16 protein-coding genes and 1 pseudogene are annotated in these 23,536 nt (G+C 71.1%); 10 read left to right on the plus strand and 7 right to left on the minus strand.

What is annotated here, in order from left to right; all coding sequences use genetic code 11:
- Window positions 1-60 precede the first annotated feature (60 nt).
- Together smpB and HEB94_RS22760 are read left to right on the plus strand one after the other, a co-directional pair.
- On the plus strand, window positions 61-549 hold the full coding sequence (gene smpB, locus HEB94_RS22755) for an SsrA-binding protein SmpB (protein ID WP_192751771.1): 489 nt from the start codon (window positions 61-63) through the stop codon (window positions 547-549).
- 54 nt (window positions 550-603) lie between these two features.
- Window positions 604-1,848 (plus strand): MFS transporter, encoded by a 1,245-nt coding sequence (locus HEB94_RS22760; protein WP_192751772.1) that lies wholly within the window; start codon window positions 604-606, stop codon window positions 1,846-1,848.
- 16 nt (window positions 1,849-1,864) lie between these two features.
- Here the strand turns inward: HEB94_RS22760 and HEB94_RS22765 are convergent, their stop codons facing one another.
- The gene (locus HEB94_RS22765) at window positions 1,865-2,830 is read right to left on the minus strand and encodes a zinc-binding dehydrogenase (RefSeq protein ID WP_192751773.1); all 966 of its coding nucleotides are present in this window, start codon (window positions 2,828-2,830) and stop codon (window positions 1,865-1,867) included.
- Between the two features lie 305 nt (window positions 2,831-3,135).
- On the opposite strand from HEB94_RS22765, the gene HEB94_RS22770 reads away from it, so the two are divergent.
- The 4 genes from HEB94_RS22770 (at window position 3,136) to HEB94_RS22785 (ending at window position 8,636) form a co-directional block, all read left to right on the plus strand.
- Window positions 3,136-3,975 (plus strand): hypothetical protein, encoded by an 840-nt coding sequence (locus HEB94_RS22770; RefSeq protein ID WP_192751774.1) that lies wholly within the window; start codon window positions 3,136-3,138, stop codon window positions 3,973-3,975.
- A gap of 104 nt (window positions 3,976-4,079) precedes the next feature.
- Entirely contained in the window at window positions 4,080-5,165 is a 1,086-nt protein-coding gene (locus HEB94_RS22775; protein WP_192751775.1) for an acyl-CoA dehydrogenase family protein, read from the plus strand.
- A gap of 147 nt (window positions 5,166-5,312) precedes the next feature.
- Window positions 5,313-7,934 carry a glycoside hydrolase family 31 protein gene (locus HEB94_RS22780; protein WP_238361599.1) on the plus strand — a complete coding sequence of 874 codons (2,622 nt, stop codon included), beginning with the start codon at window positions 5,313-5,315 and terminating at the stop codon, window positions 7,932-7,934.
- 159 nt (window positions 7,935-8,093) lie between these two features.
- The gene (locus tag HEB94_RS22785; protein WP_192751776.1) at window positions 8,094-8,636 is read left to right on the plus strand and encodes a DinB family protein; all 543 of its coding nucleotides are present in this window, start codon (window positions 8,094-8,096) and stop codon (window positions 8,634-8,636) included.
- 128 nt (window positions 8,637-8,764) lie between these two features.
- Here HEB94_RS22785 and serA read toward each other — a convergent pair whose 3' ends face one another.
- The gene (gene serA, locus HEB94_RS22790) at window positions 8,765-9,985 is read right to left on the minus strand and encodes a phosphoglycerate dehydrogenase (RefSeq protein WP_192751777.1); all 1,221 of its coding nucleotides are present in this window, start codon (window positions 9,983-9,985) and stop codon (window positions 8,765-8,767) included.
- A 114-nt stretch (window positions 9,986-10,099) separates the two neighbouring features.
- On the opposite strand from serA, the pseudogene HEB94_RS22795 reads away from it, so the two are divergent.
- Window positions 10,100-11,239: pseudogene (locus HEB94_RS22795) on the plus strand (MFS transporter); the annotation flags it as partial.
- Here HEB94_RS22795 and HEB94_RS50900 read toward each other — a convergent pair.
- Window positions 11,228-12,637 (minus strand): MFS transporter, encoded by a 1,410-nt coding sequence (locus HEB94_RS50900; RefSeq protein WP_337917923.1) that lies wholly within the window; start codon window positions 12,635-12,637, stop codon window positions 11,228-11,230. The pseudogene HEB94_RS22795 and the gene HEB94_RS50900 overlap by 12 nt on opposite strands.
- Window positions 12,638-12,707: 70 nt before the next feature.
- Between HEB94_RS50900 and HEB94_RS22800 the strand changes: the two genes are divergently transcribed.
- Window positions 12,708-13,721, plus strand: coding sequence for a GlxA family transcriptional regulator (locus HEB94_RS22800; protein ID WP_192751779.1), 1,014 nt, complete (start codon window positions 12,708-12,710; stop codon window positions 13,719-13,721).
- Window positions 13,722-13,758: 37 nt separating this feature from the next.
- Here HEB94_RS22800 and HEB94_RS22805 read toward each other — a convergent pair whose 3' ends face one another.
- From HEB94_RS22805 to HEB94_RS22820, 4 genes are all read right to left on the minus strand, one after another.
- Entirely contained in the window at window positions 13,759-14,778 is a 1,020-nt protein-coding gene (locus tag HEB94_RS22805) for a LacI family DNA-binding transcriptional regulator (RefSeq protein WP_192751780.1), read from the minus strand.
- Window positions 14,779-14,900: 122 nt separating this feature from the next.
- The gene (locus tag HEB94_RS22810; protein WP_192751781.1) at window positions 14,901-16,817 is read right to left on the minus strand and encodes an acyl-CoA dehydrogenase family protein; all 1,917 of its coding nucleotides are present in this window, start codon (window positions 16,815-16,817) and stop codon (window positions 14,901-14,903) included.
- A 205-nt stretch (window positions 16,818-17,022) separates the two neighbouring features.
- Window positions 17,023-17,949, minus strand: a complete 927-nt coding sequence (locus tag HEB94_RS22815; RefSeq protein ID WP_192751782.1) for a phosphatase PAP2 family protein — start codon at window positions 17,947-17,949, stop codon at window positions 17,023-17,025.
- 120 nt (window positions 17,950-18,069) lie between these two features.
- The gene (locus HEB94_RS22820) at window positions 18,070-20,574 is read right to left on the minus strand and encodes a beta-galactosidase (protein WP_192751783.1); all 2,505 of its coding nucleotides are present in this window, start codon (window positions 20,572-20,574) and stop codon (window positions 18,070-18,072) included.
- A gap of 135 nt (window positions 20,575-20,709) precedes the next feature.
- Between HEB94_RS22820 and HEB94_RS22825 the strand changes: the two genes are divergently transcribed.
- Together HEB94_RS22825 and HEB94_RS22830 are read left to right on the plus strand one after the other, a co-directional pair.
- On the plus strand, window positions 20,710-21,714 hold the full coding sequence (locus HEB94_RS22825; protein WP_192751784.1) for a LacI family DNA-binding transcriptional regulator: 1,005 nt from the start codon (window positions 20,710-20,712) through the stop codon (window positions 21,712-21,714).
- Window positions 21,715-21,956: 242 nt separating this feature from the next.
- Window positions 21,957-23,498: an ABC transporter substrate-binding protein gene (locus HEB94_RS22830; RefSeq protein WP_238361600.1), complete on the plus strand. Its 1,542-nt coding sequence runs from the start codon at window positions 21,957-21,959 to the stop codon at window positions 23,496-23,498.
- The last annotated feature ends 38 nt before the right edge of the window (window positions 23,499-23,536 follow it).

Consider the following 23,536-nt stretch of genomic DNA (forward strand, 5'->3'; position numbering starts at 1 on the left):
GATCCGCGCCGATCCATCCCGGTGGGAAACCTGGTTGCGGCGATCCGCGAAGATAGAGGGATGGCTAAGGAGCAAGGGCGCAAGGTGATCGCGCAGAACCGCAAGGCTCGGCACGACTACCACATCGACGAGACGTTCGAGGCTGGTCTCGTCCTCACCGGTACCGAGGTGAAGGCACTTCGGGCCGGGCGCGCGTCCCTCGTCGACGGGTACGCCGTCGTGATGGACAACGAGGTGTGGCTGCAGGGTGTGCACATCCCCGAATACACCGAGGGCACCTGGACCAACCACGCTCCGCGGCGTTCGCGCAAGCTCCTGATGCACCGCAAGGAGATCGACGAGATCGGGTCGGCGACCCGGGAGAGCGGCATCACGATCGTCCCGTTGTCGCTGTACTTCAAGGACGGCCGGGCGAAGGTCGAGATCGGGCTCGCCCGAGGCAAGCGGGAGTACGACAAGCGGCAGACGATCGCCAAGCGGGAGGCCGATCGGGACGCCGCCCGCGCACTCGCGACACGTAACGCCCACGGTCGCTCCCGGGGTCGTTGATCTCCGGGCGGCACTTTCCTTCACCTTCGCCCGTAAGCCGGTAAAGTCCGGCGAATGAGTCGCCTGGGCACGCGATGGTTGGCCCGGCGAGACACCAGAGCGGCGGCCCCGCTCTCGCGGCCCTTCTGGTTGGTGTGGACCGCCTCCGCGGTGTCGTTCCTCGGCGACGGTCTGGTGGCGGGGGCCCTGCCGCTGTTGGCGGCGAGCCTCACCCGCGACGCCCGGGTGGTGTCCCTCACCGAGGCGGCCACGCAGGCGGGTTGGCTGCTGCTCGGTCTCGTCTCCGGCGTCCTCGTCGACCGGTGGAGCCGCATCACGATGATGTGGCGCTCCGACGTCGTCCGGGCGCTCATCGCGGCGGCGTTCGCGGCTCTGGTGCTGACCGGGCACGCGAACGTGCCGCTGGTGGTCGGCGTGGCGTTCGGGCTGGGGCTGGTCGCGCCGTTCTTCGACAACGCCTCGTCGTCGGTGGTCCCGCAGCTGGTGCCGAAGGGGTCCCTCGAGCGCGCGAACGCGCTCAACCAGACGGCGATCCTGCTCGGCGCCAACCTGATCGGTCCGCCGGTGGGCGCGGCGTTGTTCGTGGTCATGCCGGGCCTGCCGCTCGGCCTGAACGCCGTGTCGTTCGCCGTCGCGGCCGGACTGGTCTGGTGGGTCCGGACGTCGGTGCCGGCGCCGGTCCCACCGCAGCGGCGGCGGGTCAGCTCCGAACTTCTCGAGGGTCTCGCGTTCCTGTGGCGGAACCGCCTGCTGCGTGCCCTCTGCCTTCTCCTCGGCGTGATGAACGGCGTCTCGTCCGGGATCGTCGCCGTCCTAGTGCTCTACGTCCTCGAACTGCTCCGCCTGCCGGAGGCGGCGTACGGCTGGCTGATCGCGGCGTTCGCCGTCGGCGGGCTGGTCGGCGCGGCGCTCACCCCCGCTGTCATCGCCCTCCTGGGGCGGCGGTGGGCGATGATCGGCTCGGCGGTGGCGCTCGGCTCGTCGATCCTCGGCCTCGGCGCGTTCCCGGTGCCGGCCGCGGCCGCCGGCTTCGTCGTCGTGGCGGGGCTCGCGTCGGTGCTGTGGAACATCGTGACCGTCTCGATCCGGCAGCGGCTGGTGCCCGCGGAGTTGCTGGGCCGGGTCACCAGCATCTACCGCGTCGTCGGCTTCGTCGCGACGCCGTTCGGAGCGGTCGCGGCCGGTCTGCTCGCCCACGAGGCCGGGCTGCGTGCACCGTACCTCGTGGGCGGAGCCATCACGCTCGTGGCGAACGCGCTCGCGGTGCCCTCGATCCGGGCCGCCGGCACCGCGAGCTGAGCGGTTGGCCCGACCGTCAGCGGGTGTCGATCACGAGCTTCCCGGTCGTACGCCGCGCCGCGAGATCCGCGTGCGCGCGGGCCGCGTCGTCGAGGGAGTAGCGCCCGCCGATCCGGACGTCGAGGCGTCCGTCCCGGATCCACCCGAAGAGGTCCTCGGCCCGCTGGAGGAGTTCGGCCCGGTCGCGGGTGTAGTGCCCGAGGCTCGGCCGGGTCAGGAAGAGCCCACCCTTGGCGTTGAGAATCTGCGGGTCGAACGGGGAGACCGGACCGCTGGCGCCGCCGTAGAGCGCCATGGTGCCGCGCACGCGAAGCGCGTCCAGGCCCCGGTCGAACGTCGCCTTGCCCACACCGTCGTAGACGACCGCCACGCCCTCGCCGCCGGTCAGCTCGCGGGCGCGTTCGACGAAGTTGTCGTAGGACGCGATCTCGTCGGCCCCGGCGCCACGGGCGAGTTCGGCCTTCTCCGGGGTGGAGGTGGTGGCGAGGACGTGCCCGCCGCGCAGCTTGATGATCTGGGTGAGCAACAGGCCGACACCGCCGGCGGCCGCGTGCACGACCGTCCAGTCGCCGGGCCGAACCGGGTAGGTGGACGTCGCGAGGTAGTGCGCCGTCATCCCCTGGAGCAGGACCGAGGCGGCGGCCTCCTCCGATACGCCGTCGGGAACGCCGATCGCCTCGGCCGCGGGCACCACGACCTGCTGGGCGTAGGAGCCGATGGTGTCCTTCCAGCCGACCCGATCGCCGACATTCACATCGGTGACTCCGGCCCCCACCTGCCGGACGGTCCCGGCGCCCTCGCTGCCCGCGACGAACGGCGTCTTCATCGGGTAGACGCCAGCGCGCCGATAGATGTCGATGAAGTTCACCCCCGCGGCGGCGACGTCGACGAGCACCTCACCGGGCCCGGGTTCGGGGGTCGGCAGATCGACGACGCGGAGCACCTCCGGGCCGCCGGCTTCGCTCACCTCGACTGCTCGCACGCGCGCCACCTCTTCCTGGTCGTTGCTGCTGTTCTGATCGTTTCGAACCGCTCGTCGACCAACCTAGAGCCTGTCCACGAATCTCGACCGGGTGCCCGTGGGCGTGACCCGTCCCGGTCTGGTGCGCGACTCCCGTGCCCGAACTCCGGTGCGATCCGGTATCCCGTCACCTTCTGAGTAGCCCCCCAGGCCAGGTTGGGTCGGCGTACTCAGGTGGACGCCGACCACGAAGGTGCAGGCTGTTGGCGTGCAGATCCCTTTGTGGAGCGGGTGACCACTCTCGTCACAGAAGACGGAGGACACCGATGCGGGACGCGATCCTGACGGCAGTGATATGCGGTGGCGCGGTGCTGTGTGTGCCGCACCTGTGGACGACGCTGGCCGACCTGGCCGACAACCGCGTCCTGTCGCTTCGGGTCGACAACGACGTCCTGCGGGTCGTGCTGGTGCCCGCCGGTGCCTACGCCGCCTCCACGCTCGCGCTGTGGTCACTCGGGGTGTGGCGGTTCTGGCTCGCTCCGCTGCTCGTCGCGGGGACGGTGCTGCTGGCCAGCGTCCTGCTGGAGCGGCTGATCTACCTCGCCTCGACGACGGTCGGGCTCGCCGGGCTGCCCGCCCTCGTGCTGGTCGCCACGGCGGCCGGTGGTTGGTGGGCCTGGGCCGTCATGCCCGGCCGACCGTGGAAGCTGCGAGTCGCGGGCATCGCGGTTCTCGGTGTCATGGCCATGATCGAGCGGGCTTTCGCCGGGCCGCTCGACGTGGCCGTGAAGCGTCTGGAGATCATCGCCACCGGCCTGCGCCCACTGTTGGTCGACGACCCGTCCTGGCGGCTCGACTACGTCTACGTCGCGCCGGACGGGCGGTCGATCAGTGTCGGGTACGAGAACCCCGTCGCGGACAACTCCCTGTCGGTCGACCTGTTGAGCACCGACCAGGCCGCCGTACCGGCGGGTGGTGTGAGGACCGGCCTGCGCCGGCTCGGCGGCACCGCGTCCCTGCGCTATCTCACCCGGGTGGAGGACCAGTGGGTACGCATGGAGTTCGACCACGGCGAGGCCCAGGAGGCGGAGGTGAAGCGCCTCGCGGACGGGTTGCGTCTGGTCGACCCCTGGGAGCTCGCCCAGCGAGAGGCGGAGCTGCGCTGAGCGGCGTCGCGAGGGTGCGGCTCGGCGCCTGCCCGGCTCCCGGTTCACGCCACACGCGGGGACGGTGCCGGATCGGTCGACCTGGATGGTGGGAGGATCCTGGTGTGACCGCCGAGGCATCCGCGACGTCCCCCGAACCCTCCCCGTTGCTGCGCGCCGCCCAGGAGTTGGCCGCCGACCTGCTCGAGCCCCACGCCGCCGAGGTCGACGCCACGACCGTGCCGCGGACCCACCTAGACGCACTCGCCAAGGTGGGGCTGATGGGCCTCGCGGCGCCCGTCGAGGACGGCGGCAGCGCGGCACCACCCCGCCTGCAGCGCAGGATCCAGGAGGTTCTGTCCGGAGCGGACGCCGCCACGTGGTTCGTCAGCGCCCAGCACCACGGCCCGGTCCGCATGGTCGCGGAGAGTTCCGCACCGGTCCGCTCCGACCTGCTGCCGCGACTGGCCCGGGGCGAGTTGGTCGCGGGTACGGCGTTCGCCCACCTGCGCCGCTGGCCCGACCGGCCCGTCCAGGCCGTCCGGACCAGGGGCGGTTGGCACTTCAGCGGTCTGGCGCCGTGGTTCACCGGGTGGGAGCGCAACGACGTCTTCTCCCTCGGCGGCGCCACCCCGGGCGGTGAGGTGGTCTTCGCCATCGTCGACGCCCGCCCGCAACCGGGCCTCACCGCGTCGGAGCCGATGAGCCTGGCCGCGATGACGGCCACCCGGACCGTACGCCTGACCTTCGACCAGCTCTTCGTCCCGGACTCCCACATCGTGGCCGTGCAGCCGGTCGAGGAGTGGCTGCACAACGACCGACGCAACACCGTCATGCCCAGCCCGGCCACGTTCGGTGTGACCGAAGCGGCGATCCGGCGGCTGCGTGAGATCGGTCAGCGCTCGGAGCTCGTGCCCGGTCTCGCGGCTGCGAAGCGGCTGGAGGAGCGGCTGGCAGGCCTTCGGGCGCACGCCGACCGGTTGTTCGACGACGTACCTCCCGACGAGCGTCACGACGAGCGCCTGGCCGTGCGGGCCGACGTCGCACGGCTGATGGTCGACGCGACCACGGCGCTCGTGGTGGCTGGGGGCGGGCGTTCCATGGCGATGGCAGATCCGGCCCAGCGCCACGCGCGCGAGGCGGCCTTTCTCCTCGTCCAGGCCCAGACCCGACCAGCACGGGAGACCTTGCTCGGGCAGTGGGCACAGTGAGGACGGTCGACGACTCACCGGACCCATGAACGAAGGTCTGCGTTGGGGCCGAAGCCGACGAAGGTGACCGACAGATCCTGTTGCCACACGCCATAGGCTGACGGTTTCGCCCGCGAGACGAGCGTCGCCCGTGAGAAGGGAGCCTGCATGCAGCCGACCCGATTCCGAACCGCCGACGGAACGGAGGCGGTGCCGCCTGTTGGCGGTGGATGGCTGCGGCACCTGCGCCTGCGGGCCCGCGAGAGTGTCTTCGACCGGATCCGCGCGCTGAACGGGTCGTTCCAGCTGGTCGGCTGGGAGAACAGCCTCCGGGCCGTCCGCTACGCGCTCTACCGGGGCTGGCTGGACCGCCAACTTCCCGAGGCCACGCCGCGGCCCGCCCGGATGCCGGGCCGGTTGGAGAGCGCCGTCGAGATACCGGGTGGTGCACGTTTCTCGTTCACCGTGGTCCAGTCCGGTACCGCCGAACCTGCCGTCGAACCTCGGCCGATCTGGGCCGGCGGGACGTCCCGGCCCACGGCGGGCCGAACACCGGCCACGCCCCGGTCTGCGGCCCTGCCGCGCTCGGCCGACCGCGTGACCCTGGAGGTCCAGTTCCTCTCCGGCGGCGGAATCTTCGTGGGCTGGAACGGCGCCGCGCCCACACCGTCGTACGCGCTCGGGGTCTTCGGCGAGCGGTCCACGCGAGGCAAAGGGCCGGCGCCGGCCGAGGACAGCCGGCTCGGTCGGGCGGGGGAGGGCTGGTCCGTGGGTGCGGGTGACCTGACCGTCACCGTCGACCACGGTGGCGGTCTGACCTTCCGGACGACCGCGAACGTGGACACCGGGGGATCAGGCGCCGGGGGATCAGGCACCGGGGGATCGGACGTCGGCGGGACCGAGGCGCGCGCACTGCGCTACGACCCGCCACCGCGCTGGGAGGGCGACACCTGGGCGCACCGCAGCGTGCTCGACAGCGACGCGGCGGTCCTCGGGCTCGGCGGGCGCAGCGCCCGATCGGACCGGCAGGGGCGCACGTACCGGCTCTGGAACTCCGACCCGGGCGGCACCTACGCCCTCGGCGACGACCCGCTCTCGTTGTCGGTCCCGGTCTACCTCGTGGCCGCCGACTCAGGCGGCCACCTGGTGTTCTACGACAACAGCCACGACGGCTCGATCGAGGTCGGCGAGGAGGTCACGACCCGGCTGAGCGGCGGTCCACTGCGCTACTACGTCTTTCCGGGGACGCCCGCCCAGGCGCTCGACGCCTACACCGCGCTGACCGGGCGCCCTGCCCTGCCGCCTCGATGGGCCCTGGGCTACCAGCAGTCCCGTTGGGGCTATGGCAGTCAGGAGGCGGTGCGCGACGTCGCCGCGGAGTTCGCCGCGCACGACCTGCCGTTGTCCGCGATGTGGCTCGACATCGACCACCTGGACCGGCACCGTCCGTTCAACGTCGACACCCGCCGCTACCCCGACGTCGGCGGTCTCGCCGCCACCCTCGGCGAACGCGGCGTCCACGTGGTCGTCATCGCCGACCCCGGCGTCGCGAAGGACCGGCGGGACCCGGTCTACCGGAGCGGGCTCACGGCTGATGTGTTCTGCCGGGATGCCCACGGCCATGTGGTGACCGGGGTGGTCTGGCCCGGCGCGACGGTGTTCCCCGACTTCACGGCGCAGCGGACCAGGGACTGGTGGAGCGGGCTCTACCGCACCTACACCGAGATGGGTGTCGACGGTTTCTGGCACGACATGAACGAGCCGTCGGTGTTCGCGGCCTGGGGCGACGGGACGCTGCCGTTGTCGACCCGGCACGACCTGGACGGCCGGGGCGGCGACCACCGGGAGGCGCACAACCTCTACGCGCTGCTGCTCAACCACGCGGGGTTCGAGGGCGTCCACCGGCTCCGCCCTGAGCGGCGTCCCTTCCTGCTCTCGCGGTCGGGTTTCGCCGGGCTCCAGCGGTACGCGGGCACCTGGTCCGGCGACATCGGCACCTCGTGGGAGGGGTTGCGGATGAGCCTCGCCTTCACGATCGGGCTGGGCTGTTCCGGCATCCCGTACTCCGGTCCCGACATCGGAGGCTTCGACGGGCACCCCGGCGACGAGTTGTACGTCCGCTGGTTCGAGCTCGGCGCCTACCTGCCGTTCTTCCGGGTGCACTGCGCGGCGTCGCTGCCGCGGCGGGAGCCCTGGGCGCTGGGGCCGGAGGTCCTGGCGCAGGTCCGCCCCGCGCTGCGCGAGCGGTATGAGCTGATGCCGTACTGGTACACGTTGGCGTGGGAGGCGCACCGCAGCGGGGCGCCGTACGTCCGACCCATGTTGTGGGCGGATCCGGTCGACGCCGGGCTGCGCTGGGAGGACGACCAGTTCCTGCTCGGCGACGCCTTGTTGGTCGCGCCGGTGCTCGCCGAGGGCGAGCGGGAGCGCAGGGTCCGGCTGCCGCGCGGCCGGTGGTACGACCGGCGTACCGGAGTCGCCTACGACGGCCCCGGGCACGTGAGCGTGCCCGCGCCACTCGATGCGACCCCCGTCCTGGTCCGCGGGGGAGCCGTGGTTCCGACCGAACGGGACGGGCAGATCACCCTCGAGGCCTACCTGCCCGGCCCCGACGACGATGCCGAACCGGGTGGCCTGCTCGTCACCGACGCGGGGGACGGATTCGATGAGCCGGTTCGCGAGCGGTTCAGCGTCGACCATGCCACGGACGGGACGCCGGTCGTCCGCTACGACGGCCCCGCGCCGGCGCTGCCCTACGACGTGCGGTGGTGTGGGACCGACGGCTCCTGAGGGGTGCCTGCTGGCTCGCGGTCGACGTGGGAGTCCGCTGGGCCCGGGACGTCGGAAAGGCTCGTTCCGGCGCGCGGATTGAGGACAGAAACTGGCCGCTTGGCTGGACAGCTTCGTGGTTGTCGCACACAGCGACTCCGACGACGAAAGGCCAGACCGATGCCTTGGACCCTCGTAGACCAGGAAGCCCACGGCGACGAGGCCGGAGCGCTGCTCGGCTTCCTGGATGCACAGCGCCGTGCCATCCGCCGCACGCTCCACGGCCTCACCGACGAGCAGGCCGGCACGAAGCCGTCGGCGAGCGAACTCTCCCTCGCCGGGTTGCTCAAGCACGTCGCCGAGGTCGAACAGGGCTGGGTCGAGGACGCCAAGGGCGTCCCGCACTCGATCCACCGAGACACGACGAACTGGCACCTGAGCTTCGAGTTGGAGGGTGAGCAGACGGTCGCGTGGGTGCACGACTTCTGGGACGACGTGGCGGCCGAGACGGAGAAGTTCATCCGCTCCCTGCCCGACCTGGACGGCACCTTCCCGTTGCCTCCCGCCCCGTGGTTCCCGCCGCAGAGCGTGCGATCCGTGCGTTTCATGCTGCTCACCCTGATCCAGGAGATGGCCCGGCACGCGGGCCACGCCGACGTGATCCGGGAGTCGCTCGACGGCGCGACGGCGTACGACCTCATGGCGCGTACCAATGCCGGCTGAGGCGTCAACCAGGTCTGGACACGAGGACAGGTCTGGCGCGAGGAACGGATCTGGACACGAAGAAGGAGCGGGCCGAGGAAGCCCGCTCCTTCTTCGCGCCGTGTCCCGGAGGAGATCCGGGCCGGCCCCTAGGAGAGCTGTCGGAGCCGGATGGTCTCCGGCATGTCGGTGAGGATGCGCGTCACCTGAGCCGAGGCCGGCGCGCCGATGTCGGTGATGACGTAGCCGATCTGGCCGCGGGTGCCGAGGTACTGACCCTCGATGTTGACCCCGTGCTCGGCGAGGAGGCCGTTGATGGTGGCGAGCACGCCGGGGGTGTTGACGTGGACGTGCGCGAGCCGGTGCGTGCCCACCCGCTCCGGAAGGGCGAGGGCCGGCAGGTTGACGCTCAGGGACGTGTTGCCGTCGTCGGCGTAGTGGCGCAGCTTGGACGCCACGAAGCGGCCGATGTCCTGCTGTGCCTCTTCGGTCGACCCACCGACGTGCGGGGTGAGGATGACGTTGGACAAGCCACGCAGCTCGGACTCGAAGGCCTCGCCGCGCCGCTTCGGCTCCTGCGGGAACACGTCGACCGCCGCGCCGGCGAGGTGGCCGGACTCGATGTGCCGGCGCAGCGACTCGTGGTCGACGAGGAACCCGCGGGAGAGGTTGAGGAAGATCGCGCCCTGGCGCATCCGGGCGAACTCCGCCTCGCCGAACATCCCCATGTTTCCGGGCCGGCCGTCGACGTGCAGCGTCACGATGTCGACGGACTCGAGCAGCTCCTCCATCGACGAGCAGCGGACGGCGTTGCCCAGCGCGAGCTTGTCGTCGATGTCGAAGAAGTGGACCGACATGCCGAGCGTCTCGGCGAGGACGGACAGCTGGCTGCCGATGTTGCCGTAACCGACGATGCCGAGCCGGCGGCCGCGGACCTCGTGGCTGCCGGTGGCCGACTTGTCCCAGATGCCGGCGTGCATGTCGCGGCTCTTGTCGGTCAGCCGCCGGGTGAGGGCGATGATCTCGGCGATGGCGAGCTCGACGACGCTGCGGGTGTTGGAGAAGGGGGCGTTGAACACCGCGACACCCCGGTCGGTCGCGGCTGGGAGGTCGATCTGGTTGGTGCCGATGCAGAAGGCACCGACCGCGAGCAGGCTGTCTGCCTTGTCCAGGACCGCGCTCGTGAGGTGCGTGGTCGATCGGATCCCGAGCAGGTGGACACCGCCGACCCGCTCGGCGAGGTCGTTCTCGCCCAGCGCTCCGTCGTGGGTCTCGACCTGGAATCCCGCGCCCGAGAGCAGCTCGGTCGCGTCGGGGTGGATGTTTTCCAGGAGCAGGACTTTGATCTTGTCCTCTGCGATCGGGGCCATGCACACGATGGTGCCCCCTCGCCTTCGAGAAGGCACACCCGGGTCCACCGTGCAGAACGCCCGTGATCGACCCGGCTGAGCGTAAACCTGGGGTTAACGGTCAGGATATGGGCGATGACGTCATTTCGGTGGTGGATCGTCGCGGCCCTGGCCGTGACGACGACCGCGGGGTACGGCGTCCTGTCGTACGCGTTCGCAGTCTTCCTCGTCCCGATGCAGCACGACCTGGGAGCGGGCCGGACCGCGATCACCGCGGCGCAGACGCTCAGCCTGCTGGCAGCCGCCGTGGCGGCGGTCCCGGCCGGACGCTTTCTGGACCGGCACGGCGGTCGGGCCCTCATGGTGTGCTGCTCCCTCGCCGCGACGGGCCTGGTGCTGGCCTGGTCGCGGGTCGAGAACGTCCTGCAGTTGTACGCCGTCTCGATCGGGCTCGGCCTCGCGACGGCCGGAGTGCTCTACGAGGCGGCCTTCGCGGTCGTGGTCACGTGGTTCCAGGACCAGCGGCGTGGGACGGCGATGCTCGCCATCACGATCGTCGGCGGGTTCGCCTCGACGATCTTCATCCCGCTGTCCGGACTGCTGGTGGAGTGGTACGGCTGGCGGCGGGCGCTCGTCGTCCTCGCGCTGGTCTACGGCTGCCTCACGGTTCCGCTGCACGCACTGGTGCGCTCGCCCCGCTCACCCGACCGGGTGAGGGGCCGGTCGCCACGTGGGGCGCGCCGAGGCCGTCGGGCCGATCGCGCGCACCCACCAGCGACGGCGGACCGTCGGCGCACCCTTGGAATGGCGCTGCGTGATCCGGCGTACTGGATGATCGGCGCGGCCTTCGTCACCCAGGGCGTCGGCGTCTTCGTGATCGGGGTGCACCTGGTCGCCTACCTGCACGAGCTCGGCCACTCGCCGACGGTCGCGGCCGGCGTCGCCGGGCTGCTCGGCGTCTTGTCGGTCGCCGGCCGGGTCGCGACCACGGCGGCGCAGCGGCGGTTCGCCGTCACCTCCGTGGTCGCGGTGATCTTCGTCGTCCAGGCGGCCGGCCTGGCGCTGCTGCCGATCGCCGGCCGCGACCTGATCGGTGCGGTGGCCTGCGTGCTCGCGGTCGGGCTCGGCTTCGGTGTGAGCACGATCGCCCGGCCGGCGATGGTGGCCGAGCGGTACGGCGTCGCCGACTACGCCACCCTCGCCGGGCTGCTCGCGGCGTTCCTCATGGTCTCGAAGGCGCTCACACCGCTCGGCGCGGCCTGGCTACGCACCACTTCCGGCAGCTACACGCCCGTCATGGCCATCTGTGCCCTCACCAGCCTCGTCGGTGCGTTCGCCCTGGTCCTCGTCGGTCGGCGACCGGCTCGACAGCCCGATGGACGCGGCGGCGGCGACGAAGCAGAGCAGGCCCGCGCCGGTGAAGGCGAGGGTGTAGCTGCCCATGTCGTCCCGGATCACCCCGGCGGCGGTGGCCGCGACGGCGGCGCCGAGTTGGTGGGCGGCGAAGACCCAGCCGAAGACGATCGGCCCGGCCGTTCCGAAGTGCGTACGGCACAAGGCGATGGTCGGCGGCACCGTGGCCACCCAGTCCAGGCCGTAGAACACGATGAAGATCAGCAGGCTCGGGTGCGCGGAGGCGTCCAGCAGCGAGGGCAGCAGGAGCAGTGACCCGCCACGCAGCGCGTAGTAGAGGCCGAGCAGCAGGGGTGCGGGTACCCGGTCGGTGAGCCAGCCGGAGATGACCGTTCCGACGACGTCGAGGACCCCGATCAGGGCGAGCAGGGACGCCGCCACCGGCTCGGGCATGCCGTGATCGTGGGCGGCCGGGATGAGGTGGATCTGGATCAGTCCGTTGGTGGAGATGCCGCAGATCGCGAAGCCCACGGCCAGCAGCCAGAAGGCCTTGGTGCGGGCGGCGCCCGCGAGGACCGCGAGGGCGCGGCCGGCCGCGGGATGCGGCGTCGGTTCGTCGGGCTCGTCCTCGGAGGCGCCGTAGGCCCGGACGCCGACGTCACGCGGATGGTTCCAGAGGAAGAACACCACGAGCGGTACGACCGCGAGCGCCGCGATCGTGACCGTCCACGACGCCGTGCGCCAGCCGGAGCCCACCGCGAGTGTGGCGAGGATGGGCAGGAAGATGAGTCGCCCGGTCGCCCCGCCCGCGGTCAGCACCCCGGTGACGAGGCCGCGCTGCTTCACGAACCACCGCCCGGTGATGATCGCGACGAAGCCGAGCGCCATCGAGCCGGTGCCGAGGCCGACCAGGATTCCCCAGCACAGGACCAGCTGCCAGCTCTGCGTCATGAAGACCGTCAGCCCGCTGCCGAGTGCGATCAGCAGCAGGGCGCAGGCGAGGACCCGGCGGATGCCGAACCGGTCCATGAGGGCCGCGGCGAACGGCGCCGTGAGCCCGTAGAGGACGAGGTTGATCGAGATGGCCAGGGAGATCGTGCCGCGGGACCAGCCGAACTCCTCCTGCAGCGGGGTCACCAGGACGCCCGGTGTGGCGCCGAACCCCGCGGCGCCCACGAGCGCGAGCAGGGCCACCGCCGCGACGATCCAGGCACGGTGGATCCGCGGGAGGCCGCGGCGCGGCGCGGACGGGGTGGTGGAGCGAGTGGGCCGGGGCGGTGGGTGGGGAAGGGAACCGGACGTGTCGACGGGCTCAGGCACGGGACCAGCCTGGCGGACGAAGCCGACTTCGACGAGTGGCCCGAAGGCCAACCTGTGCAAGGATCGGGCCATGGCAGCTGCTGGATGGAGCGATGACCAGCGGCACCGGATCGCGGTGCTCGCCCTGGACGGCGTCGTGGCCTTCGACCTGGGCGCGGCCACCCAGATCTTCCAGTCCGCCCGCGACGACGCCGAACGCCGGCACTACGTCGTCCGGGTCGCGACCCCCGGCGGGGAGCCGGTCCGCGCGAGCGCGGGCTTCACGGTCCAGCCCGACCATGGGCTGGAGATCCTCACCGAAGCGCACACGGTCCTGGTCCCGGGCACCCACACCGGATCACCGTTGTTCGACGGCGCCCTGGACCCGGAGGTGGGGGAGGCGTTGCGGCAGGTGCTCGCGGCGGGTCGGCGGCTCATGTCGACCTGCACCGGGGCGTTCGTGCTCGCCGCGGCGGGCGTGCTGGACGGGCGGCCGGCGACCACGCACTGGGCGCATGCCGACCGGTTCCGCGAGCTCTACCCCAAGGTCCGGCTCGACCCCGAGGTGCTGTTCGTCGACGACGGCGACGTCCTGACCTCCGCCGGTGTCGCCGCCGGGATCGACCTGTGCCTGCACGTCGTCCGCCGCGACCACGGCGCCGAGGTCGCCAACCGGGTCGCTCGCAGGTGCGTGGTCCCGCCGTGGCGGGACGGCGGCCAGTCGCAGTACATCGAGCGCCCCGTTCCCTCGCCGACCGACACCACCACCGAGCCGACCCGACGGTGGATGGTCGAGAACCTCGGTGACCGGCTGGACCTGCCGGCGATGGCCGCGCACGCGCGGATGAGCGTGCGCACCTTCACCCGCAGGTTCCGGGAGGAGACGGGCCTGAGCCCGGGCAGCTGGCTCACGGGACAGCGGATCGAGCGGGCCCGGCACCTGCTGGAGCGGACGGAACTCCCTGTGGACCAGGTGGCGCGCGTCGCGGGCTTCGGCACGGCGGCCTCCCTGCGCCAGCACCTGCAGACCGCGCTCGGTGTCTCGCCGCAGGCCTACCGGCGGACCTTCCGCGGCTCGGCCCAGGACGCGACCCAGGAGTCCTGACCGAGTACGCCATGACCGGAGTACGCCGCCAGTGGCGTCAACGCTGGCTTTCGGTACCCCGGGGCCGTTTGAGTGAGCTCGCCCGCACGTGCAGGTGGGTGGGCAGGACGCTGAGCGTCGGCGGCCTGGACGGGTCGGCGATCCGGCGCAGCAGGAGTTCGGCCGCGGTCCGGCCGATGTCGTAGGTGGGCTGGGTGATGGTGGACAACGGTGGGCGGATGAGCGTCGCGCTGGGCACGTCGTCGAACCCGAACACCCCGACGTCGTCAGGAACCCGCACGCCCCGGTCGACCATGCACTCCAGCGCCCCGACGGTGAGCAGGTTGTTCGTCGCGAAGACCGCGTCGGGGCGCGGCGTGTGGTCGAGGAGTTCGGCCATCGCGGTGTAGCCACCCTGCTCGCGGAAGTCGGCGTAGCGGACCAGCCGTGGGTCGTACTCCCGGCCCGCCGCCCGCAGCGCCTGCCGGTATCCCTCGAGCCGTTCCTCGGCGGTGCTGATGTCGCGCGGCCCGGTGATGCAGGCGATCCGAATGAACCCCTCCGACAGGAGGTGGTTCGTGGCGAGTTCGGCGGCCTCGGTGTTGTCGACGGTCACGGTGTCGACGCGGGCGCCCCGTGCCTTCCGGTCGATCGCCACGATCGGAACGTCGGCGTCCAGCAGTTGGCGCAGATGGCCGCTGCGGTTGGTCGGGGAGATGATGACCCCCGCGATCTGCTCGGCGAGGATCGCCGCGATGTAGCTCGCCTCCTTGTCGGGGTTCTCGTCGCTGTTGCAGAGCACAACGGAGTACCTCGACCGCTGGGCGACGTCCTCGACGCCGCGGACCAGCGCCGTGAAGAACGGGTTGTTGATGTCGGAGACCAGGACGGCCCACAGATGGGTCTGGCTCCGGCGCAGGCTCCGGGCGAGCGCGTTCGGCCTGTAGTCGAGGTCGCGGGCGGCCTCCCGAACACGCTCGGCGAGCGTCGCGTCGACCGACTGTTTGCCGTTGAGCACCCGGGAGACGGTCGAGGCGGACACCTTCGCCCGACGGGCGACGTCGTAGATCGTGGCCATAGTGAGAGGTCAGCGTAGGCCACCGCCGGCGGACAGCAGAGCACCCTGGTCCGTCCCGGTCGGACCAGGGCACCCCGGCACGGCGGCCCGGCGCCTCGAGGGCGCCGGACCACCAGGTCGGTTCAGATCATTCGACGGGCGAGGTTCTCCTTACGGGTGGGGCCGTTGTTGACGTGCGCGATCCACGGGCCGTCCGGATAGAGGTGGAGGACACCGTCCTCGAGCCAGGTGTACCGGCCTTCGAGAATCCGCCGGGCCAGCGTGTCGTCACTGCTGTCGGAGTTGAGCCAGAGCCGCCGGAACAGCTCCCGGACCCGGACCTGCGCCTGCGCGCAGAACGCCGCCGCCAGCTCGTAGGCCGCCTCGCCGCGTTCGGGGTCGTCCTGCCGGAGCCGTTCGGCCCGCACGCAGGCCGCCGTCATCGCGAACAGTTCCGCACCGATGTCGACCACGCGGGCAAGGAAGCCTTGACGTTGCTCCAGCTTCGCCTGCCAGCGGCTCATGCCGTAGAAGGTGTTGCGGGCGAGCTTGCGCGAGGACCGCTCGACGAAGCGCAGGTACGGCGCGAGATCGCCGAACTCCGCGAAGGAGGACGGTCGGGTTCCCTTGCCCGCGACCAGCCTGGGCAGCCAGCGGGCATAGAACCCGCTCGCCTTCGCCGCGGCCTTCGCCTTGGTCGTCCGGTCGGCGTGCACGTCGGCGAGTGCGCCGGCCGCCTGCAGGTGGGTGTCCACCGCCTCGCGGGCGATGAACAGGTGCATGATCTCGGTGGATCCCTCGAAGATCCGGTTGATCCGCAGGTCGCGCATCATCTGCTCGACCGGCACGGCGCGTTCGCCGCGGGCCGCGAGCGACTCCGCGCTCTCATATCCTCGACCGCCCCGGATCTGGACCAGTTCGTCGATCATCTGCCAGGACTTCTCGCTGGCGTACAGCTTGGCGATCGCCGCCTCCAGCCGGATGTCCAACGCACCCTCGTCGGCCATCTCCGCGGAGAGTTCGAGGATGCTCTCGAGCGCGTACGACGTGGCCGCGATGAACGCGATCTTGTGCGCGATCGCCGCGTGCCGCGCGATGGGCCGGCCCCACTGCTCGCGCTCGGCCGACCACTCCCGTGCCACCTTCAGGGACCACTTGCCCGCTCCCGCGCACATGGCCGGGATCGAGAGCCGTCCGGTGTTGAGGGTGGTCAGCGCGATCTTGAGGCCCTGACCTTCCTCGCCGAGCCGGTTCTTCGCCGACACCCGCACGTTGTGGAACCTGGTGACGCCGTTCTCGATGCCGCGCAGGCCCATGAAGGAGTTGCGGTTCTCGACCGTGACGCCGGGCGAGTTCGCCTCGACCACGAACGCGGTGACCCCGCCCCGGTGGCCTTCGGACTTCGGGACCCTCGCCATCACGACCAGGAGTTCGGCTACGACGCCGTTCGTCGTCCAGAGCTTGACGCCGTCCAGGATGTAGGAGCCGTCCTCGCTCGGCACGGCGGCCATCGACAGCCGGGCCGGGTCGGAGCCCACGTCCGGCTCGGTCAGGAGGAACGCGCTGATGGCCCCCCGCGCGCAGCGGGGGAGGTACTCGCGCTTCTGCTCCTCGGTCCCGAACATCTTCACGGGTTCGGGCACACCGATCGACTGGTGGGCCGACAGCAGCGCTCCGATGCTCGGGTGCACCGAGGCCGCGAGCATCAGGCCGCGCCCGTAGTCGGCCATCGAGAGTCCGAGGCCGCCGTACTCCTCGGGGATCTTCATGCCGAATGCGCCGAGCGCCGCGAAGCCCTTGGCGTACTCGTCGGGGATGCGCGACTCCCGCTCGATCACCTGACCGTCGAGCGTCTCGCAGTAGGCGCGTAGGCGCTGCAGGAAGTCCTCACCCTTGACGGCCTTGTCCGCGGGGGTGCGGGGAGCCGGATGGATGAGGTCGAGGCGCAGGTGGCCGAGGTAGAGGTCCTTCGCGAAGCTCGGCTTTGCCCAGGCAGCCTCACGGGCCGCCTCGGCGACCGCGCGAGCTTCCACTTCCGTGACGCGTCCGGTCTGGCTCATGGCTTGCTCACCCTTTCGCCGTTGCTACTCCTCAGTGTTACTCGCGAGTAGGGAGCTGCCAACGCATTCCAGAAACAGCCCGACCGGCTTGGTGGGAGCGGTCCGAAAGGTCAGGTTGACGACGTCGGGAGAAAGGACCGTCCGGATTGCCGACAAGCCCGGCCGGACGGTGCGAATGCGATGAGGTGTGCGCCGCACCGGGCGGTCAGGCGCTGGCGCCGACCCGGGCCCGCGCCTCGGGTGGACGGGCGCCGCGCAGCCGGCGGGGGACCACCCGGTGCACGGTCACCAGGGCGAACATCATCATCAGGCAGGCGGTGCCGGCGATGCCGACCGCGCTGCCGGCGTAGGCGGCGACCATCCGCCGCCGGCTCAGGCCGGCGACCTGCGCCCCGACGCCGGGGTCGGCGAGCCACACCGCGGCGAGGCCGACGGCGAGCAGCGCGAGCCCGGCGAACGCGAGCAGCGAGACGGCGTACGGGTGCGCCTCGTCCGAGGTCACCACGGCGTGGTCGTCCTGCGCGAGCACCAGCAGGAGCCCGCCGCCAGCCGCCCAACCGCCGACGATGATCAGGGCCGCGACGGCGTCGCTGGGGCGGTGCCATCCGGCAGACAGGGTCGCGACCGCCGTCAGGGCGGCGTAGCAGGCGCCGAGCAGGGCGGTCGTCCCGCGCAGCCGGGGCGGCAGCACGAGGACCAACGCCACAGCGACCGAGGCGGCGACAGTCGTATGACCGCTCGGCAGGCTGTTGACGCCGACGACGTCACTGTCGATGCCGAGATCGGGCCGGTGGATCAGGGCGTGTTTGAGCGCCTGGGTGGTGAGGTTGGCTCCCGCGACGAGTAGCGTCGCGACCATCGCGAGCATCACCCGGCGGCGAGCCAGCGCGATGAAGCCGATGATGCCGGTGGCGAGCGCGAGCGACAGGACCGAGATCACGTCCAGCACCCGCGTGACCAGCCCGTGGACATGGGTCTGACCGAGCACGTTGCCGCTGAACGCCACCGTGTCGAGCAGCTGGCCATGGCGGGTGCGGATGAAGATCCACCAGACCAGGACCAGAGCGCCGACGTGAGCGAGGGTGAGCCCCAGCAACCACGACGCGGTGAGTCCTCTTGAGCGGCTCGGCATGCGATCACGGTAGCCGGTCAACCGCGTTTCCGGGTGCAGGGCGGGGCGTCCCCGGGGGCTGCACCGGGTCTGACCTGGGGACTGATCCGGGGAGTGACCTGGGGACTGATCTGGGGGGAGCTAGTCCCCGGAGACCGGATCCCAGGCGACCGTGTGGACCTGCCCACTCCCGCCGGTGGAGGCCGGGATCCGTACCAGCCACAGTCCGTCCCGCCCGTCTCCTGCCACGCCGTCGCGCGTGAAGGTGGCGTCCGACCAGTCGCCGTGCAGGAGTCGGTCGGTCTCGAACGCCGCGACGCACTCACCCGGACCGGACCGGAACGCGACCCGCCCGGGCGAGAGCGCGGCGATCTCGGCGGTCGCCCAGGCGAGCCGAACGGGGGAGTGGCCGACCCGCGGTTCGAGGTCCGAGCCCACACCGGGGTCCAGGTCTAGGTCGATCGGGAGCATGACGCCGCTGCGCGCGGGAAGCGCGACCGGGTGGCCGCCGAACAGCGTCCGGTCGTCCTCGGTGAGCCGGAAGTCGGCGTCGTAGCCGTCCAGGTTGAGGGCGTGGACAAAGCGTTCCCCGCGTTCGTTCCTCGTCGAGGTCACCAGCAGGCCGGCCCTGGGAGCGTCGTGGCGCAGCCTGGCCCGGACGCCGAGGGTCTCCAGGGCGGTGCGGTAGAAGGCGACGTCGTTGCCCGGATAGTCGGTCGTGAGGACGACGGCCCGCCCGGCGCCGACCCGGACGTCGAGTCCGCACGCGTCGCCCGAGGCGTACTCCCGCAGCAGCACGGTGCCGGTGCCGGGTTCGAGGAGTTGGGTGGAGGAGACCCGTACCTCCGGCCGCGGCGCGGCCCATCCGGAGGCGCACACGGACAGGAAGAACCCGTGGTCGCCGTGGCGCACTCCGAGGGGCCGCACACCGAGCGCGTCCTGGAGGGTCGTGCAGGGCCGTCCCTCGAGGTCGTACGCCGGGACCTCCCCGCACAGCAGGAGCCGGCCGCCGGCGCGCAGGTAGGACACGAGACGGCTCTGCACGGGGGCGGCCAGGTAGCGCGCCGACGCGAGCATCAGCACCGGCGTGGTCCGTGGGGCGAGCGCCTCGCGATCCTGCAGGTCGACCGCGCCGAAGCGGTAGCCGGCGGCGAGCGCCGCCCGCGCCATCAGCTGACCGGGTCCGCCGAAGCGGTGGCGTTCGAGGTTGCCGACGATCTCCCGCACGAGGGTGCTCTTCGGGTAGGCCGTCTCGGTCATGAAGTAGTCGGGCACGAACCCCATGGCGAGGTCGTCGTGCTCCTCGTCCATGGTGGCGAGCTTTCCGCCGACGGCGCGGACGGCGTGCATCACCGCGGCGGTGCGGGAGTAGGTCAGGCCCAGCTCGCCCAGCGCCCCGACCGGGGCGCCGGTGCCGTGCCGCTCGCCGGTGAAGGCGATCCGGTCGTTGCCGTCACCGACCGGTGTGTCGAGGCGCGGGTTGATCCCGCCCGCGAACAGGTAGTAGTTGAGCAGCCGGTTTCCCTGTGCGACGCACAACCTGGTCTTCAGGTCGACCGCGGACGGGTCGTAGCGGGTAGCCTGGTCGCGGGCGTAGTCGCCGTCGCCCGCCTCGAACTCCACGGAGGTCAGCGGCTGGTCGGCGTCGTGGACGGCGTCCATGAAGGCGTTCATGAGGTACAGGTCCGCGGCGTTGCGGGTGGTGAGGTCGCCGAAGTAGTGGTCGGAGCCGGAGAGCATGCCGGGAACGCCGCGGTAGGTGTCCATGAGCTGGCTGATACCGATCGGGAACGGCGTACCCCGGCCGTCGGCCGTCCCGTGGATGTTGACGAGGAACGGCACACCGCTCACCCCGGCCGCCTCGGCGAAGCCGCGCAGCGCGGCGACGTAGCGGGCGAAGCGGGCCCGCATGTAGCGGCCGAGGTCGTGCAGCAGGGCGGCGGCGTACTCCTCCCGTGGCGACCGGATCCCCGCCGCGCGTGCCGCCGGGTCCTCGAGTGCCAGTCCCGGGTAGCGTGCGGCCAGCGCGTCGGCGTCATAGCGCTCGCGCAGCCAGCCGTCGAGGTCGGCAAGCAGGTGGTCGGTGAGGTCGGGACGACCGGTGACCCAGGAGAGCATGCCGATCTCGTTGTCGAGCTGGACGGCCACGACGTTGCCGCCCCTGGAGACCAACCGGTTCGCGAGCACCGGCATCACCGCGGCGTACCACCGCTCGACCTCGGCGAGGTAGGCCGGCGCGAGGTAGTCGACGGTGCGGGTCGGCACCGGCTCGCCGTCCCAGCTGACCGGGTGGATCTCCGGATGCTCGTCGTAGAGCCGGTACGGCAGGCCCTCGTTCTTCAGCTCGGCCATCACGAACGGGCCGGGCCGGGCGAGGAAGTAGAGCCCACGCTCGCGGGCCAGGTCGACGAAGGCGCCGAGGTCGAGCTCTGGCCGGGTCCGGCCGGTGACGTCGATGCCGCCGTCCTTGTCCTCGTGGCAGAGCCAGGGGATGTACGACGCCACGGTGTCGGCGCCCGCGGCGACGAGCTTGTCGAGCCGGTCGGCCCAGTCGTGGCGAGCGAGCCGGAAGTAGTGGACCTCACCGCTCAGCAGGATGCGGGGCGAGCCGTCCACCACGAGGCGTTTGCTGCGAACGTCGATCACGGGGCACTCCCTGGTCTGCTACTTGCGGGCCGGTTCCGCCGTCGTTACGATCCAGAAAAATCTCTGCAAACGTTTACCGCAACACGTTACACCGATGATCACGGTGCCGGAACGGCGTGAGACGACGGGACTTCGATGGGCAGAAAAGGTCCGACGCTGCACGAGATCGCTCGTGACGCGGGCGTCTCCACGGCGACCGTGTCCCGGGTCGCGCGTGGCGTCGGCCAGGTCTCGCCGGAGACCCGTGCGAAGGTGCTCGAGGCGATCGAGAAGCACCACTTCCGGCCCAGCCACCTGGGCCGGGCACTGGTCGAACGCCGCCACGCCGCCCTCGGCATCGTCTTCCCGGGCCTGTCCGGCCCCTACTACTCCGAGGTCATCAACGGCTTCGAGCAGGAGGCGCTGGAGGCCAGCGTCAGTGTCCTCATCATGGGCACGCACCTGTTGAAGCAGTCCGGCGACCTGGTGCTCGGCATGGCCGACCGGGTCGACGGTCTCGCGGTGATGGGTGGTGCGCTCCCCGACGACGTCGTACGCCGGCTGCAGGACTACGGCGACCCGGTCGTCCTGCTCGCCAGTCGGCCGCTGGTGGGCGTACCCACCGTGCGGATCGAGAACGCCGCGGCGATGGCGCGCCTGACCGCCCACCTGCTCACCGACCACGGTTACGAGCACCTGGCGTTCGTCGGCAACCCCGACGGATCGCCGGACGCGACCTACCGCTGGCAGGGCTTCCTGCAGGCGCACCAACGAGCGGGAGTCGAGCCGCCCGCCGAACCGATCCGGGTCGGGCTCCAGCAGTCCGACGGGTTCATCGCGACCAGCCGACTCCTGGACGATGGCAGGCGGCCGCGTGCCATCGTCTGCGCCAACGACGAGACCGCGCTCGGGGTCGTGGTCGCGTTGATGGACCGCGGCCTGCGGGTCCCGCACGACATCGCGGTGACGGGGTTCGACGACATCCCGATGGCCACCCTGATGGCCTCCGGACTCACCACCGTCCACCAACCCATGCGCGAGCTCGGGCGGGAGACCGCGCGGCTGTTGTTGCGCCACGTCGACGGTGAGGTCGACGCCGCACTCGACCGCGTGCTCGAGACGCAGGTGGTGATCCGCGGCAGCTGCGGCTGCGGCGGGTGACCCACACAGCAGCAGTTCAGCACCTCACGGGGGAACCATGACCGGCACTTCCAGCCAGGAGGTTCGACGTGTGGACAGCGCTTGCCCAAAGGGGTTCACCCCGCACATCCGCGAGGCGGAGGAGGATCGCGGCGGTCGCGTCGCTCCTCGTGGTGGTCGCCGGTACGACCGCGTGTCAAGGCGGCCCTGACGGTACGTCGGGCGAGGGTCAGGCCTCGGCCGGTATGGTTCGCCGGCTCAACATGGGCGACTTCGGCGGCGGCAACGCCCCGCAGCGCAACTTCAACCCGTTCTCGCCCACCGCGCTGACCTATGGCTTCACCTTCGAGCCGTTGTTCGTCGTGAACGACTTCGACTGCGAGGTGACGCCGTGGCTCGGCACGTCCTACACCTGGGAGGGCCCGCGGAAGCTGGTCGTGAAGACCAGGTCCGGTGTCACCTGGTCCGACGGTAAGCCCTTCAGCGCCAAGGACGTCGCGTTCACCTTCAACATGTTCAAGAAGTCGCCCGCGCTCGACGTCAACGGCCTGTGGGGCAAGCTCAGCAGCGTCGAGGCGCAGGGGACCTCCCAGGTGACGTTCAGCTTCAAGGAACCCGCGGTCCCGACGCTGACCCAGATCGCCGACATCCTGATCGTGCCCGAGCACGTCTGGTCGAAGGTGCCCGACCCGGCGAAGTACACCAACAACGACGCGATCGGCACCGGCCCCTACACCGTGAAGAGCATGAACGGCCAGCAGCTCCTGCTGGAGCGCAACCCGAAGTACTGGCAGGCGGACAAGGTCAAGGTCCAGGAGCTGATGTTCCGCAAGTCCACCGGCGGCGCCGAGGTCGACAAGCTCCGGCTCAGCCGCGGTGAGTACGACTGGAACGCGATGTTCGTGCCGGAGATCGACAAGACCTACGTCGCGAAGGACCCCGAGAACAACCACTACTGGTTCCCGCCGGGCGCCTCGATCAGCATCTACATGAACCTCACCAAGGCGCCGTTCGACGACCGGGAGTTCCGGCGCGCGGTCGCCTACGCGATCGACCGCGACGAGATCCGGAACAAGGCGCAGTTCGGGTACGTCGAGACCGCGAGCCAGACCGGCCTGGTGCTGCCGGGGCAGAAGGACTGGCTCGCCTCCGGCATCCAGAACTCCGGCAAGATCCCCTACGATCCGGCGGAGGCCAAGCGGATCCTCGCCGCGGCCGGCTACCGGACCGGCGCGGACGGCAAGCTGCTCGGCAAGAACGGCCGGCCGTTGCCCGCCTTCTCCTACAAGGTGCCGAACGGCTGGGTCGACTGGATCCAGGCGGCGCAGATCATCCAGCGCAACCTCGCCGCCATCGGTGTCACCATCGACGTCCAGACGCCCTCGGCCGAGGTGCACGACGCCGACCGTAACTCGGGCCACTTCGACATGCTCTTCGGCGTCCACGGCGGCGGCTGCAACATCTACCAGGCCTACGACCACCCGCTCGCGAGTGACCAGACGGCCCCGATCGGCAAGCCCGCGCCGACCAACTACGTGCGCTGGAAGGACCCGAAGACCGACGAGCTGCTGACCCAGCTCGCCGGCGCTGAGGACGAGGCGACGCAGAAGCGGATCGTGGGCGAGCTGGAGCAGATCATGGTCGACCAGTTCCCGGTCGTCCCACTCTGGTACGGAGCCCAGTGGTTCCAGTACCGCAGCGAGAAGGCGGTCGGCTGGCCGAGTGCGAAGGATCCGTACGCGGGTCCGGGTGACGCCCTGCTGATCATGACCAAGCTGCGGCCCAACCCGAAGTACCACGGCTAGAACCCGACCTGAGCCCGATCTGAGGCGGCAGGGATCGC

This window comes from Actinopolymorpha pittospori (assembly GCF_014873875.1).
GTDB classification, from domain to species: domain Bacteria; phylum Actinomycetota; class Actinomycetes; order Propionibacteriales; family Actinopolymorphaceae; genus Actinopolymorpha; species Actinopolymorpha pittospori.